The sequence below is a fragment of the Tautonia marina genome (genome assembly GCF_009177065.1).
Lineage (GTDB): Bacteria > Planctomycetota > Planctomycetia > Isosphaerales > Isosphaeraceae > Tautonia > Tautonia marina.
On record NZ_WEZF01000015.1, the window covers coordinates 81,516 to 96,145 of the forward strand.

The window sequence follows — 14,630 nt, forward strand, 5'->3', positions numbered from 1 at the left end:
ACGCAAGGCCAGCACGTGGTGATTTTTGGGTCGGATCGGCTGGCGAGTGAGCGATCAACGAAGCAGGCCCATGTTGAGGAACGAGGCGAGCATGATCAGGCCGAGCAAGGCGAGGATCAGGGCCAGGGTGGTTCCCATGCCCGAGCCGGGCAGCGTCAGGTCGCCTCGGGTGAGGGCTCGGTGGTAGCGTCGGTAGCGGAAGGTCGAGCCGATGAGAACGCCGATGCCCAGGGCGATCAGGGTGGTTCCCATCCAGAGCGAGGCGCGAGAGCCGTCGGGGTCGGGAGTGACTTCCCCCATCGCAGCCATCTCGCGGAGGAACCAGCCGAAGCGGGCCACCACGAAGCCAAACCCCATTAGCGCCAGGCCGGTCCTCGTCCACGAGAGCAAGGTCCGCTCGGCGGCCAGGAGCACGCGAGGGTCGACGTCTGAAGGGGGCTTCCGGGGGATGGGTTCCTCCATCGCGGGCGAGTCCTTGCGGGGTTGATCCGGGCTGAGAGGCGATGCGGAACTGTGGAACCGAATTATCGGGAGCGAGCCGAGCAGGGGTCAACCCTGAGCGGATCGAGCCGGTCTCAAGCCCTGGTGCGCTGGCCGAACCTCGGCCCGGTGCGCCTGCGAGGAGTGATGAATCTTCTGGGAGCGTCATGAGTTGCGGCGATTCTGACGGTTCGTTTCGGGAATCGCCCCGGCGACCGCCTGGGTTCGTTTCGCGCGGGAGCGTTGGTCGTTGGCCACGGAGGGAACTCGGAGGAGCGGAGGTCCATCGGGAGGGGGTGGAGCCACGCCCTGCGCGGCTCGGTGCGCCGGGGAATCGGGGCCTGGTGCGCTTAACAAGGACGGCATGGAATGGCTGATTTTCGTTTCGGCAAAAGGAGTTGCGTCAACGGTGTCCGGTTCGTTTCGGGAATCGGGCGCCGGGGCGATGGGTTCGTTTCGCGCGGGACGGTTCGGGCGAAATGGGTTTGTTTCGCGCCGAGCAGCGGGGGGCGATGGAGTTGGCGGCGCGCTCGCGGGCCGATCCTGCCAGGGGCGAGACGAGCCCAGGTCGTTCAGTGTAATTGCGTGCGTGCCGGTGTGCATGGAATTGTTCGGGGTGAGGTGATCGGTCGGGAGACTCGGAAGGGGCAGTTTCCACGCCAATATGATCGAAAAAATCGGGAGGGGCAGTCACTGAATCCGGGCAGTGGGACGAGAAGTGGCACCGAGGGGCATGGGGACGGACGTGCAGGCGCCTGGGTGCATCACGCAATGACGCGTGCTAGAATCGGCGAGGCAACGGGGGGAGAACGCCGAGGTCCACGAGCGGGAAACGTGATGGAAACCGAGCGAGCGCAGGCGTTGGCCGAGTTTGTCGGATGGGCCGGCACTCATCTTTCCGGGGATGAGAAGGGGGAGGCGCATTCGTTCCTCGACCGGATGTTCCGCGCCTTCGGTCACGCGGGGGTGCAGGAGGCCGGGGCGACGTTCGAGGCGCGCATTCCGAAGGCCGAGGGCCGGGGCAAGAAGTTCGCCGACCTGCTCTGGGAAGGGCGGGTCCTGATCGAGATGAAGAAGCGGGGGGAGGACCTGCGCAAGCACTTCCGCCAGGCGCTCGATTACTGGACCTGGATCACGCCGAAGCCGCCGTATGTCATCCTCTGCAACTTCGATGAGTTCTGGGTGTATGACTTCATCAACCAGATGGACAGCCCGATCGACACGGTCCGGCTGCCCGACCTGCCCGAGCGCTGGGGGCCGCTGGCGTTCCTGTTCCCGGAGCCCGAGAAGCCGACGTTCGGCAACGACCATATCGCCGTCACCCGCGCGGCGGCCGACCATCTGGTGAAGTGCTTCAACAAGCTCGTCGATCCGAAGCGGGCGTTCGGCCCGGTGCCGAGGGAGAAGGCCCAGCGGTTCATGCTGCAAACCCTGGTCGCGCTGTTCGCCGAGGACATCGGCTTGTTGCCGAAATATCTGGTGGCGCAACTGCTGGAGGATTGCACCTCGCGGCAAGCCAGCTTCGACCTGCTGGGCGGGCTGTTCACGGAGATGAACACGAAGGGCCGGACCGAGGGGGGCCGGTTTTCCGGGGTCGAGTTCTTCAACGGCGGCCTGTTCGCCGAGCCGGCGCGGATTGAGCTGAACCTGGACGAGGTGGACCATCTGCGGACGGCGTCGAAGGACGACTGGTCGAAGGTGCGGCCGGAGATCTTCGGCACCCTGTTCGAGCACTCGATGGACCAGGAGGAGCGGCACGCCTTCGGCGCCCACTTCACCACGCCGGCCGACATCATGAAGATCGTCCGGCCGACGATCGTCGAGCCCTGGCGCGAGCAGATCGAGGGGGCGAAGAATTTGAAGCAACTGGCCGACCTTCGTTACCGGATCTCGACCTACACCGTGCTCGACCCGGCCTGCGGCTCAGGGAACTTTCTCTATATCGCCTACCGCGAGTTGAAGCGGCTGGAGGCCCGGCTGTACGAGCGGATCGCCGAGCTTTCGGGCAAGGCCGACCCGACGCAGCGGATGCTCGGCCTGGTGACGGCGCAGCAGTTCTACGGGCTCGACATCAACCCCTTCGCCGTCGAGCTGGCCAAGGTGACGATGATGATCGCCCGCAAGCTGGCCATCGACGAGCTGCACATCACCGAGGACGCCCTGCCGCTCGATAACCTCGACGCCAACTTCAAGGCGATGGATGCGTTGATTGACCCGAACGGATTGCCCGCCGTTTGGCCGCAGACGGACGTGATTATCGGCAACCCGCCGTTCCTGGGGGCCAAGCGCCTGAAGCCCGAGCGCGGCCCCGACTACGTGAACGCCGTCCGCAAGGCGTATCCCGACGTGCCCGGCATGGCCTATTACTGCGTCTACTGGATTCGCAAGGCCCACGACACCCTGAAGCCCTGCACCCCCGACGACCCCCTGACCGGCCGCGCCGGGCTGGTCGGCACGCAGAACATCCGGAACAACCAATCACGGGTCGGCGGGCTGGATCACGTCGTCAAGGACGGGACAATTATCGAGGCGGTGGAGAATCAGCCGTGGTCGGGCGAGGCGAACGTGCATGTGTCGATTGCGAATTGGGTCAAATCACGCGCCCCACTGTTGTTACCGCCGGAAAGGCAAATTTGGTCCCAAGTTTCAATGAGCCAAAGATTGCCGAATAAGAAATTTGGAAATTCAAAAGCAAATTCTTCTTCAATCGATTATGGACTAAATCCTAGAGCTTGCGATCACATTAACTCGTCATTATCAGATCAAATTGATGTCGCGATCGCAAAAATTCTGAAATGCAATGTAGATCCACAACGATCATTTTCGGGTCAAGTTCCTGGCCACGAAGGATTTGTTCTCACACCCACCGAAGCTAGAGATCTACTGGCGGCCAGGAAGGAAAATCGAAAAGTCATTTGGCCCTTTCTCATAGGTCGCGACATGCTGACCGGCACAGGCCATCCTACCAAGTTTGTAATTGACTTTCAGGATATCGACGTTCTCTCGGCAAGCGCCTATGTGGAGCCATTTACCCATGTTCGCGAACACGTGTTGCCGACTCGGGAACAAAAGGCAGAACAGGGAAAGACCAGTTCTGGACAGCAGCGGTCTCATCACAAGCAATTTTTGAAGTACTGGTGGCGACATTCTTTTGATAGACCAGAAATGATTAGGCTGCTCAGCAGAATGCGGCGTTACATTGCCTGCTCCGATACTACAAAGCGTCCTGTATTCATTTTTGTATCTCCTTCTATTAGGCCAGATCACAAACTCCGAGTGTTTGCATTCGATGACGACTATTCTTTTGGGATCTTGCAGTCCGGAGCACATTGGCTTTGGTTTGTAACAAAGTGTTCCAAGCTCAAGTCAGATTATAATTATACTTCTAGCAGCGTGTATGATCCCTTTCCCTGGCCCCAATCGCCCACCCCCGCGCAGGTGGACGCCGTGGCCGAGGCGGGGCGGGAGGTGCGTCGGGTGCGGGAGGAGGCGTTGAAATCGATCACCGGGGGACTGCGGGCGGTGTACCGGACGCTGGAATTGCCGGGGAAGAACCCGCTGAAGGAGGCGCATGCGAGGCTCGATCGGGCGGTGCTGGACGCCTACGGGTTCGATCCGAAGGGGGATCTGCTGGCGCAGTTGCTCGCGTTGAACCTGGAGGTCGCCCGCCGCGAGCAGGACGGGGAGCCGGTGACAGCCCCCGGCGTGCCGCCCGGCTATCCCGAGCCCGATCGGCTGGTGACGGACGACTGCATCCGGGCGTCGTGAACGGCGTCCCGTCGATCCCTGGATCGGGTGGCCCCGGTTGCTCGCCAACCGGGGTCGCGAAGCGACGAGAGGTCACGGTGAAGGATTCCGACGCCTCTTGCGGCTGCGCCGCCCCGGTTGGCGCGCAACCGGGGCCACCCTTGAATGGAAATGACAGCCTTCGATCGCTCATGTCGGCACGATCCCGGCCACCCCATGACACCGCGTGATTGGCCCCGAACGGAACGCGACGATGGAAGCACTGGGAGCCCTGATCGTCTTCGTCTTCATGGGCCTCATCATGCTGGTCCTCGGCGGGGGATTCCTCTGGACGTTCTGGGTGCTGATCGACGCATTGTCGAAACGTTCGACAGGAGGTGCTTCGTTGGAAAAGAGCGCCGAATTCAAGAAGAACCGCGAGAAACGTGAAGCCCAACTGCGGGAGCTTCAGCAGATGGTCGACGACCTCCGCAAGGCCACCGATCAGATGGCCGAGCGGGTCGAGGCGGCTCGGCGGGCCAATCAGCAGGCCGAACGTCGCGACCGCGACGCCGTGTGCGAGTACGAGGCCGGCCGAGCCTTGCGTCAGGTCGTCTACGATTCCTCCGATTTGCTCGATCGGATTGATCGGGCGTTCGGGACGCTCGACGACATTGACCTTTCGTGAGCCGCACGAAAACGGTTTCCGTTCGATCGTGGAGTTCCGAGCGGGAGACGGAGCGGCCTGGGCAGCGCAGATGCGTTTGCGCGGACTGGACGCGAATCCCGGGGCAATCGTCGGGAGGGAGGGGCAGGCTCAGTTGACGGGGGAGGCCGGGTTGGCCTACGATCACGGCCCGATGCACCGGGAGGTGGCGGCGGAGGCAGGGAGGGGCGATGGCGGCCGAGTCGGCGTCGATGGCGATGGCGTGGGTCTACGACCTGAACAGTTGCCGGGGGCCGACCGGAGTGACCCGGCACGCGCTGGCCCAGTTGGAGCGGTTGATGGCTCGGCCGGAGATTGACTTGACGGTCGTTTCGGGACGAATCGGCGAGCCGGATGGGCTGGCGTTCTGGGAAACCCTGAGCGATCGGGAGCACCCGCCGAGGCGGAGGGAATTACCGATCGGCACGCGAAACGCCCTGCGAGTCTGGCGGTTCGTGCCCTGGCCGCCGCTGGAGGTCTGGACGGGGCGGCTCGACTGGATCTATTGTCCGGCCGAGTATTATGTGCCGACGCATCGGGCGAAGCGGGCGGTGACGAGCCATGATGTCTTGCAGGATGTGCGGTACGGCGGGAACAGTCGGCGCGACCTGCTGGGGCATGCGTTCGGGTCGGCCGATCGGGTCTTGTCGGTCTCGGTGTTCAATACGGAGCAGTTGCTGGAGCGGTTTCCGGAGTGCAAGGGGAAGGTCCGGATCGTGCCGAACGCGGCCGATGACCTGTTCTTTGCTGAGCCGACCGAAGGGGAGCGGGCCCGGGTGCGCGGCGAGGTGGGGTTGAGGCCCGATCAGCCGTTCCTGCTCTCGGTGGCCAACTTCCAGCCGAGGAAGAACCTGCCGAGGCTGGTGCGGGCGACCGGACGCTTGCCGGAGGTGGCGTCGGGGGACCTGGCGTTGGTGCTCGTGGGAGAGGGGGAGCCGGGCCCGGCCGAGGCGATCCGCAAGGAAGTGGCCGCGCTGGGCTCGAAGGCGAAGGTGGTCTTGCCGGGGTATTTGCAGGGAACGACGTTGCGAGCGCTTTATGCCGAGGCCAGGGCGCTGGCGTTCCCATCGACGTGTGAGAGCTTCGGCATTCCGGCGGTCGAGGCGATGGCGCAGGGGTGCCCGGTGGCCCTGGCCGATTCGACCGCCCTGCCCGAAATCGCCGGAGAGGCCGGTTGGTACTTCGATCCCGAGCAGGACGAGGCGATCACCGCCACCCTGCGCCGCGTGCTCGATGACGAGGCCGAGCGGTCGCGACGGGTGGCGATCGGCCGCTCGATTGCCGCCGGCTTCCGCTGGGATCAGGCGCACGAGGCGTTGATGACGGCGTTGCGGGAGGAGTGAGGGAGTTCCAGAGGCGGGAAGAGTCAATGCAGGAGAGCTTGAGCCACGGATAAAACACGGATGAAACACGGATCGGGACAGAGGAGAGAATGAGAAGGGGTGCCCGTGGCGGCGGGCGCTTAAGGGGGGGGCGAAACGGATCGCGCAGGGCGATTGGCGTGGACCGTCGAGGAATGGAGCACCGGGAGGACCGGAGCGAAGGGGGGAGCCTCCCGGTGGTGTCTCGGGCACGCTGCTCAGTCGTTCTTGACCTTCACGTGGAATCCGGCGGCGTTGAGGGCCTCGACGGCGGCGAGGGGGATGACCTTGCCGGAGAGGGTGACGGTGGTGGAGCGGGGCTCGGCCTTGATGGTCTCGATGCCTTCGACCTCGCCGAGGGCTTCCTGGACGGCGACGGCGCAGCCTCGGCAGCAGTTGTGCAGGCCGGTGAGGGTGAGGGTTTCGACCGGCTTGTCGGTGGCCCCGCTGTCGTCCTTGACGATGACGAGGTCGGAGTCGGGCGTGCCGTGGTAGCCGGCGGCGGTGATGGCGTCGAGGGTGCGCTGAAGGGCCTTCACGTCCTTTGAAACCATGACCACGGTGCCGAGGTCTTGATCGCAGGTGACGGTGACGCCCTCGATCGGCTTGGCCGCCTCGTCGACGGCGCGGACACAGGCGCCGCAGCAGAGGTGGACGCCTTCAAGGGTGATCGTCTTTTCCTCGGCCGGGCGGTCGGCGGTGGCCACGGCGGCCGCCGGGACGATGAGGGCGGCCGCGGCGAGCAGGGCGAGGGTGCGGAAGGGGTTCATGGGAGATTTGCCTTGGTTTTGATGAGTGAAGGTGTTGGGCGTTGCGAAGGCCGGGTGAAGGAGGACCCCCTCACCCGGCCTTCGGCCGCCCTCTCCCCGCTCGCGGGGAGAGGTTTGAGGATGCTCGGAATCGCGGCCGTTTCCGTCCCCCTCTCCCCGCTCGCGGGGAGAGGGCTGGGGTGAGGGTTCCGAGTCTGCCCGCGAGCTTGAGAGTCGGGGCTCGATCACGCGATTCCTCGGAGCCATTGTTCAACACACGGGCCGAGGGCTCAAGCCCCAGGAGCGGCCGCTCCCCCCTGCCCTTCGTCGTCGGCTGCCCCGGCAAACAGCTCGGCGACCGGGACGCGGAAGCCGGGGAGGACGAGGCCCTCGGCGGTTTGAGTCTCGGTGAAGGGACGTTCGACCCAGGAGTCTCCGTTGCGGATCAGGACGGTGATCCGGCGCTCGATGGGATCGACGATCCAGTACTCCTGAAGGCCGTAGGCGAGGTATTCCTCGCGCTTGGTGCGGTAATCCCGCTCGCGGGCCTCGGCGCCCGGGGAGACGACCTCGAAAGCGAGGGAGGCGGGTCGTCGGCCGTCGGCTCCCTTCGCGGTCCCCGAGATGACGACGGCGGCGTCGGGGTTGCGACCCGAGACCATCGTCGGCAGCCAGAGGCGGAACTCCGAGGCGCCGCCGTAACGGAGGATGCGGCCGGGGTGCTCCCGGCGGTAGGCCGAGAGGGCGTCGTAGATGTTGCAGACAATGTCGCCGTGATCATCGTTCGGCACCTCGACCACTTCGACGACTCCTCGCGCGAGTTCATAGCGATATCCGGGTGTTTCCTCCGCGTCGAGGAATTCTTCCAGCGTCAGGCGTCGGCCGTGGTCGAGCGGGCCGAGGCGGATCGTTTCGGTGGTCGAGGCCATCAGGGCGATCCTCCGGGGGAAGGGCCGTCGGGGGTGCGAGGACCGTTATTGTACGCGATTGCCGAGGCGCGATCCCAGGCCGAGCCGAAACGGTGGACGATGGGAGGCTGAGCCCGATGGCGAGCGAGGGAGGGAGTTTCGAGTCTTCGAAAAATGGATCAACCACGGGAGGTTCGTCTTCGATTACCCCGGGTGCCCCAGCGTTCGATCGACACACCCACTGAGACTGGAAGCGGTACTACAGGACCCCGTTAAGTCGTTGGAGAGCGGATCGTCGGTCGATCTGCCGCAGGATCAGGAGGCTGAGCACCATCGCGACGAGCCAGCCAGACAGTTCGAAGAGTTCAGACCCGGCGAGGTCCAGGAGCTTCTTGAGGATCGGGTGGGACACCATCAGCGTTGAGGTCCGCACCTGGGATGGATTGGGGAGGATTGCTGAGATGGCCTGGCATGTCCACGCCAGAACCAGCAATAGCCATGAGGCGATCGCAGCGCATTCGGTGACCCGATGCCCCGGTCGAGCCGGTCGGGGCCGGGCGAAGTCCCGGATCGCCGAGACAACGGCGAGGGCATAGAGTTGACCGACTGCCAGTCGGTCGAGGTGGAATCGGGCGGTCCAACCCCCGACCGTCCATCGGGCCCAGTCAGCCACGGCCGGCAAAGGTCCCCAAAGCACCGCGGCAAAGAACACCGCGACTAGCGGCGCTCGCAGATGCGATCGCCTGCGGCCTTCGGATCGTTGCAGGACGATCAGGCACGTGAGGCTGACCACCATGCCCACCGTCGCGGGCGAGAAGGCGGGGAGGATCGCGCCGGCCATCTCGACCCAGCCTCCCGTCACCCGGACCATGGCCCGGCCGACCGCGTCGCCGGCCCTGGCGTTGGCCTCGACTCCGGCGAAGACTGCCAGAGCCACCGCCAGCCACTCCACCCGGCTGGGAGGCGCTCCGCCTCGCAGGCCCCTCCCGATCACCACCAACCCGGCCATCGCTCCGACGAGCGCGAATCGTTCGGCTCGGTACGATGCCCACACGAGGATGTGCGACCATCGGACCGTCCAGGGGAAGCCGGGGAGGCTCGGGGGACCGACCAGCGGAATCTGGACCGCCAGGAGCACGGCGGCGAACAGGACCGCTCCCATGACTTCCGCAATGGAGAATCGGAACGATCGCAAGCGACCTTGATCCCGATCGGAGCCTGCCATCTGGACCGACCTCCTTCAATCGGAGGGAAGCGCTCTCGTGACTGCTCAGACGTGGCCTTTGTCGGGATGCTCAGTCTCTCACATGCTCCCCCACCAATCAACCGCCGAAGGAGCCTCAGTACTGACGACCGCAGGGTATCCTCCTCGTGCCCGTCGTCGGCCGGCAGGGCGAGCAGCTCCGCCGCGGCGACGCGGAAGCCGGGCAGGATGAGCCCCTCGGCGGTTTGGGTGTCTGAGTGTTGGAGGGTGCGTCCCCGAGAGGCACCGTCTTCGGTCCAAGGCGGTTGAAGCGTCCCGGGGGGACGCACCCTTCACGATTCCGAAGGCAGACGGAACGGAAACGGCCCGCCCGGCTCAACGAGAGGTTGAGCCGGGCGGGCCGTGTGGGGTTGGTCAGGGGGCCGGAGCCGGCTCGGTTAGTCGGCCGAGGGGGCGGGGGTCTCGTCGCGGTAGCGGGCGAAGCTGGGGCCTTTTTCGGCGAGGGCTTCGAGGGCCTCGGGGCGGATGCGGACCTCGGCCTCCTGGTGGGCCTTGAAGCCGGTGCCGGCGGGGACGAGGTGGCCGAGGATGACGTTCTCCTTCAGGCCGACGAGGTAGTCGACCTTGCCGGCCAGGGCGGCCTCGGTGAGGACCTTGGTCGTCTCCTGGAAGCTGGCGGCGGAGATGAAGCTCTCGGACTGCACGGCGGCCTTGGTGATGCCGAGGAGCTGGGTGCTGGCGGCGGCGGGCTTGGGGCGGACCCACTCGGCCTTGGTGCCGCCGTTCTCCTCGACGCGGTTGTTCTCGACCTCGAAGGTGTCGCGGGGGACGATGTCGCCGGAGCGGAAGTCGGTGTCGCCGGGGTCCTTGACCTTGACGCAGCCGAGCAGTTCCTGGTTGGTCCGGCGGAATTCGAACTTGTCGACGATTGAGCCAGGAAGAAGGTTCGTGTCGCCGACGGACTCGATCTTCACCTTGCGGAGCATCTGGGAGACGGTGATCTCCAGGTGCTTGTCGTCGATCTCGACGCGCTGGGCACGGTAGACGTTCTGAATCTCGCGGAGCAGGTAGCGCTGAACGGCTTCCTCGCCGGAAATCCGGAGGATGTCGTGCGGGACGAGCGGGCCTTCGACGAGCGGCTCACCGGCACGGACGCGGCTGCCGGTGTGGACCTTCATGTACTTCCCGTGCGGCACCTGGTGCTCGCGCTCGACGCCCGACTCGTTGCGGACGATGACGATGCGCTTGCCTCGGCGCTTCTCTTCGAGGATCTCGACCTTGCCGTCGACCTCGGCGATGACGGCCGGCTCCTTGGGCCGACGGGCCTCGAACAGCTCGGTGATCCGGGGGAGACCGCCGGTGATGTCCATCGTGCGGCGGGCTTCGCGGGGGGTCTTGGCCAGGACGGTGCCGGCCTTGATGAGCTGGCCTTCCTGGACCTCGATCCCGGCCCGCTCGGGGATGTAGTAGAAGTCGAGGATCTTGCCTTCGCCGTCTTCGAGGATGATCTGCGGGTGCAGGTCCCCCTTGTGCTCCATGATGGCCGAGCGGTTGTGGCCGGTGCGGGGGTCCTGCTCGATGCGGAGGGTTTCGCCCTCGATGATGTCCTCGAAGCGGACCTTACCGCCGACCTCGGCGAGGATGGGGATGTTGTGCGGGTCCCACTCGCAGAGGGTGGAGCCTCGGGTGACTTCCTGGCCGTCCTCGACCTTCATGATCGAGCCGTCGGGCACGTCGTACTTCTCGAGTTCGCGGCCCTTGGGGTCGAGGATCTGGATCTCGCCGTTGCGGGCCAGGGCGATCTGGTCCCCTTCGTCGTTGATGACGACGTTGATGCCGACGAGCTTGATGATGCCGTCGCGCTTGGCCTTGAGTTCCTTTTCCTCGATACCGGTGGTGGCGGTACCACCGATGTGGAAGGTCCGCATGGTGAGCTGGGTGCCCGGCTCGCCGATCGACTGGGCGGCGATGATGCCGACGGCCATCCCCTGCTCGACCAGTCGGCCGGTGGCCAGGTCCATGCCGTAGCAGTTCTGGCAGACGCCGAGGGGAGCCTCGCAGGTGAGCGGCGAGCGGACCTGGATCTTCTCGACCTGCATCTCTTCGAGCTTCTTGGCCGCCGCGACGGTGATCATCTCGTTTTCGCGGACGACGACCTCGTCGGTGATCGGGTTGACGATGTTCACCCGGCTGACGCGGCCGCGGACCATCTGGCTGATGGCGACTTCGACCTTCTCGGAGCTGCCCTTGTAGACGGTCCCCTTGGTGATGCCCTGGGTGGTGCCGCAGTCTCGCATGGTGATGACGACGTTCTGGGCGACGTCGGCGAGCTTTCGGGTGAGGTAGCCCGAGTCGGCGGTCTTCAGGGCGGTGTCGGCCAGACCCTTTCGGGCACCGTGGGTGGAGGAGAAGTACTCCAGCACCGACAAGCCTTCACGGAAGTTGGCCTTGATCGGGGTTTCGATGATCTTGCCGGAGGGTTTGGCCATGAGGCCTCGCATGCCGGCGAGCTGTCGAATCTGCTCGACGCCACCGCGGGCGCCGGAGTCGGCCATCAGGTAAATCGGGTTGAGGTAGACCTCGCCGCCTCGGACGTCGCTCTTGAGGTCGGCCATCATCTGCTGGGTGATGAGCTCTCGGGCGTGGGTCCAGGCGTCGAGCACCTTGTTGTAGCGTTCGAGCTCGGTGATGATGCCGCGCTGGTAGAGCTTGTTGTTCTTGACGACTTCCTTCTCGGCGTCGTCGAGAATCTTCTGCTTGTTGTCGGGGGTCTTCAGGTCGTCGGTGGCGAAGGAGAGGCCCGAGCGGGTGGACTCTCGGAAGCCGATGTCCTTCATGTTGTCGAGCAGGTGGATCGTCTCACGACGGCCGAGCAGCAGGTAGCAGTCGGCGATGATCATTTGCAGCTGCTTCTGCCCGAGTGCCATGTTGTAGTAAGGCATTCGGGGGGGAAGCGTGTCGTTGAAGATCACGCGGCCGACGGTGGTGTTGATCACCATGCCGGGGGTGAACTCTTTTTCGCCGTCGCCGCGGAGGGATTTGTGGGCGGGCAGGCGGAGTTTGATCATGGCGTGCTTGCCGACCTTCTTCTGGCTGAAGGCCTGGAAGACTTCCATGGGAGAGGCGAAGACGCCGAACTCGCGGCCGTCTTCCTTGCGGTACTCGCCGTGCTCGCCGGGGCGCTGCACGGTCAGGTAGTAGCAGCCCATGACGATGTCTTGCGACGGGCTGATGATCGGGCTGCCGTTGGCCGGGCTGAAGATGTTGTTGGTGGACATCATCAGGGTCATGGCCTCGACCTGCGCCTCGATCGAGAGGGGCAGGTGAACGGCCATCTGGTCGCCGTCGAAGTCGGCGTTGAAGCCTCGGCAGACGAGCGGGTGGATGCGGATGGCGTTGCCTTCCACAAGGACCGGCTCAAAGGCCTGGATCCCCATGCGGTGCAGGGTCGGGGCGCGATTGAGCAGGACCGGGTGGTTCTGGATCACCTCTTCGAGGATGTCCCAGACCTCCTCGGTGCGGCGTTCGAGCATCTTCTTGGCCGACTTGATGGTGTCGGCATGCCCGAGTTCCTTGAGGCGTCGGATGATGAACGGCTGGAACAGCTCCAGGGCGATCTTCTTCGGCAGGCCGCACTGGTGCAGCTTCAGCTCGGGGCCGACGACGATGACGGAGCGGGCCGAGTAGTCGACGCGCTTGCCGAGCAGGTTCTCGCGGAAGCGCCCTTGCTTGCCCTTGATCATGTCGGTGAGCGACTTGAGGGGGCGGTTCGACGAGCCGAGCACCGGGCGCTTGCAGCGGTTGTTGTCGAAGAGGGCGTCGACGGCCTGCTGGAGCATCCGCTTCTCGTTGCGGATGATGACCTCGGGCGCATTCAGGTCGACCAGCTTCTTGAGCCGGTTGTTGCGGTTGATGATGCGGCGGTAGAGGTCGTTCAGGTCGCTGGTGGCGAAGTTGCCGCTATCGAGCAAGACCAACGGGCGCAGGTCGGGCGGGATGACGGGGATGGCTTCGAGGACCATCCACTCGGCCCGGTTGTCGGAGTCTCGAAGGCTCTCGACGACCTTCAGGCGCTTGGTGATGTCCTTGATCTTCTGGCGGCTGTTGGTCTCGGTCAGTTCCTGCCGGAGTTGCTTCGAGAGTTCGACGAGGTCGAGCCGCAAGAGGAGCTTGCGGATGGCCTCGGCCCCCATGTCGGCCTCGAAGGTGTCGCCGTAGTCGGCGCGGTACTTCCGGAACTCCTCCTCGGTCAGGAGCTGGCGTTCCTTCAAGGGGGTGTCGCCGGGGTCGACGACGACGTAGTCCTGGAAGTAGATGATGCGTTCGAGGCTGGTGGTTCGCATGTCAAGGAGCGTGCCCAGACGGCTGGGCATGGCCTTGAAGAACCAGATGTGGACGACCGGCGCGGCCAGCTCGATGTGTCCCATGCGCTTGCGGCGGACGCGGGAGTGCGTGACCTTCACGCCGCAGCGGTCGCAGATCATCCCCTTGTACTTCATGCCCCGGTACTTGCCGCAGGCGCATTCCCAGTCCTTTTCGGGGCCGAAGATGCGCTCGCAGAAGAGGCCGTCTTTCTCGGGGCGGTAGGTCCGGTAGTTGATCGTTTCGGGCTTCTTGACCTCACCGAACGACCAGCTTCGGATGTCGTAGGGGGAGGCGAGGCCAATCTTGACGGCCCCATAGTCGTTGATACGATCGTAGGCACTCTCGCCCATGCTCACGGGAATCGCTCCTCTGCACGCCTGGCGGGTGCAATCGCGGGTGGGGTGTCACGCTGCGATCCGGGAAAGGTCGTCGCCTTCGGTTTGCGTGCCGCTGGGTTGGAAAACCGAGCGGCCATCGGCGTGCGCTTGGCCGGCCGATGCTCAACGGGCCGAGGGTGGTGGCGTTCCTTGTCCCGGTCGCGGTCGATCAGGTCAGGTCAACTGTGCTGTGTGTGGCCGAAGGTCGGCGGGGGCGGTGGACCGTCTCGCTCAACGGGGCATGGCAGGGAGCCCGAACAGCGGGACGGCACCGTGAGGCCGACCATGAGGGATTGGTTCGATCCGGTGTTCAAGGTCCGATCGGGTCAAGGGTGAGGCCGTCCATCGTGGGGTTCGGGAATGCCTCGGAGTCGGTTCGGGCTTGAGGACGGAGCCATCGGGCACGCTTGCAAACGACAACCAGGCCGTCATCCCGCTCTTTGGTTCAGGCCAAAGGGACGGGCGCGGCCTTGGGGCCGATATAGACCGCCGCACGGGCCTGGCATCCGCGCCGGGTGGGGAGGATCTTCGAAGGCGGTTGGGATCATCGGCGACGGATGATGGTGGCGTTGCTGCATCGGCGCGCAAGGGGCCGAGGCTCGTCGGCGGGCGACGTCCTCGGCACAATCGATCGGAAATCGTCTGGGCACTGGCGGCTCCGGCGGTCCTGCCCTTGGAGTCGGCATTCGGGTATTCTAGTCCAGCTCTTCAGAAATTCCAAGCGAAATTCTCTTGACAGCTCTGATTTCTTCGA

The 14,630-nt window shown here is 64.8% G+C and carries 8 protein-coding genes; 3 read left to right on the forward strand and 5 right to left on the reverse strand.

The genetic code is table 11. From position 1 onward, the window contains the following. Nucleotides 1-54: 54 nt before the first annotated feature. The gene (locus tag GA615_RS18100; RefSeq protein WP_152052725.1) at nt 55-462 is read right to left on the reverse strand and encodes a YidH family protein; all 408 of its coding nucleotides are present in this window, start codon (nt 460-462) and stop codon (nt 55-57) included. Nucleotides 463-1,317: 855 nt separating this feature from the next. On the opposite strand from GA615_RS18100, the gene GA615_RS18105 reads away from it, so the two are divergent. From GA615_RS18105 to GA615_RS18115, 3 genes are all read left to right on the forward strand, one after another. Next, nucleotides 1,318-4,248, forward strand: coding sequence for a DNA methyltransferase (locus GA615_RS18105; protein ID WP_152052799.1), 2,931 nt, complete (start codon nt 1,318-1,320; stop codon nt 4,246-4,248). 232 nt (nt 4,249-4,480) lie between these two features. Beyond that, nucleotides 4,481-4,894 carry a hypothetical protein gene (locus tag GA615_RS18110; protein ID WP_152052726.1) on the forward strand — a complete coding sequence of 138 codons (414 nt, stop codon included), beginning with the start codon at nt 4,481-4,483 and terminating at the stop codon, nt 4,892-4,894. 209 nt (nt 4,895-5,103) lie between these two features. Beyond that, entirely contained in the window at nt 5,104-6,255 is a 1,152-nt protein-coding gene (locus GA615_RS18115; protein ID WP_152052727.1) for a glycosyltransferase family 4 protein, read from the forward strand. 236 nt (nt 6,256-6,491) lie between these two features. Here the strand turns inward: GA615_RS18115 and GA615_RS18120 are convergent, their stop codons facing one another. From GA615_RS18120 to rpoC, 4 genes are all read right to left on the reverse strand, one after another. Beyond that, nucleotides 6,492-7,043 (reverse strand): heavy-metal-associated domain-containing protein, encoded by a 552-nt coding sequence (locus tag GA615_RS18120; protein WP_161602409.1) that lies wholly within the window; start codon nt 7,041-7,043, stop codon nt 6,492-6,494. 269 nt (nt 7,044-7,312) lie between these two features. Then, nucleotides 7,313-7,951 carry a Uma2 family endonuclease gene (locus tag GA615_RS18125; RefSeq protein ID WP_152052729.1) on the reverse strand — a complete coding sequence of 213 codons (639 nt, stop codon included), beginning with the start codon at nt 7,949-7,951 and terminating at the stop codon, nt 7,313-7,315. A gap of 238 nt (nt 7,952-8,189) precedes the next feature. Further along, entirely contained in the window at nt 8,190-9,155 is a 966-nt protein-coding gene (locus GA615_RS18130) for a hypothetical protein (protein ID WP_152052730.1), read from the reverse strand. Between the two features lie 416 nt (nt 9,156-9,571). Further along, a complete protein-coding gene (rpoC, locus tag GA615_RS18135; protein ID WP_152052731.1) occupies nt 9,572-13,855 on the reverse strand; it encodes a DNA-directed RNA polymerase subunit beta' in 4,284 nt (1,427 codons plus the stop codon). Nucleotides 13,856-14,630 lie beyond the last annotated feature (775 nt).

Bases quoted from the DNA above. Each gene is read 5' to 3' on its own strand.
- GA615_RS18120 (WP_161602409.1), bottom strand. From the start codon at position 7,043: ATGAACCCCTTCCGCACCCTCGCCCTGCTCGCCGCGGCCGCCCTCATC.
- GA615_RS18110 (WP_152052726.1), top strand. From the start codon at position 4,481: ATGGAAGCACTGGGAGCCCTGATCGTCTTCGTCTTCATGGGCCTCATC.
- GA615_RS18115 (WP_152052727.1), top strand. From the start codon at position 5,104: ATGGCGGCCGAGTCGGCGTCGATGGCGATGGCGTGGGTCTACGACCTG.
- GA615_RS18100 (WP_152052725.1), bottom strand. From the start codon at position 462: ATGGAGGAACCCATCCCCCGGAAGCCCCCTTCAGACGTCGACCCTCGC.
- GA615_RS18105 (WP_152052799.1), top strand. From the start codon at position 1,318: ATGGAAACCGAGCGAGCGCAGGCGTTGGCCGAGTTTGTCGGATGGGCC.
- GA615_RS18125 (WP_152052729.1), bottom strand. From the start codon at position 7,951: ATGGCCTCGACCACCGAAACGATCCGCCTCGGCCCGCTCGACCACGGC.
- GA615_RS18130 (WP_152052730.1), bottom strand. From the start codon at position 9,155: ATGGCAGGCTCCGATCGGGATCAAGGTCGCTTGCGATCGTTCCGATTC.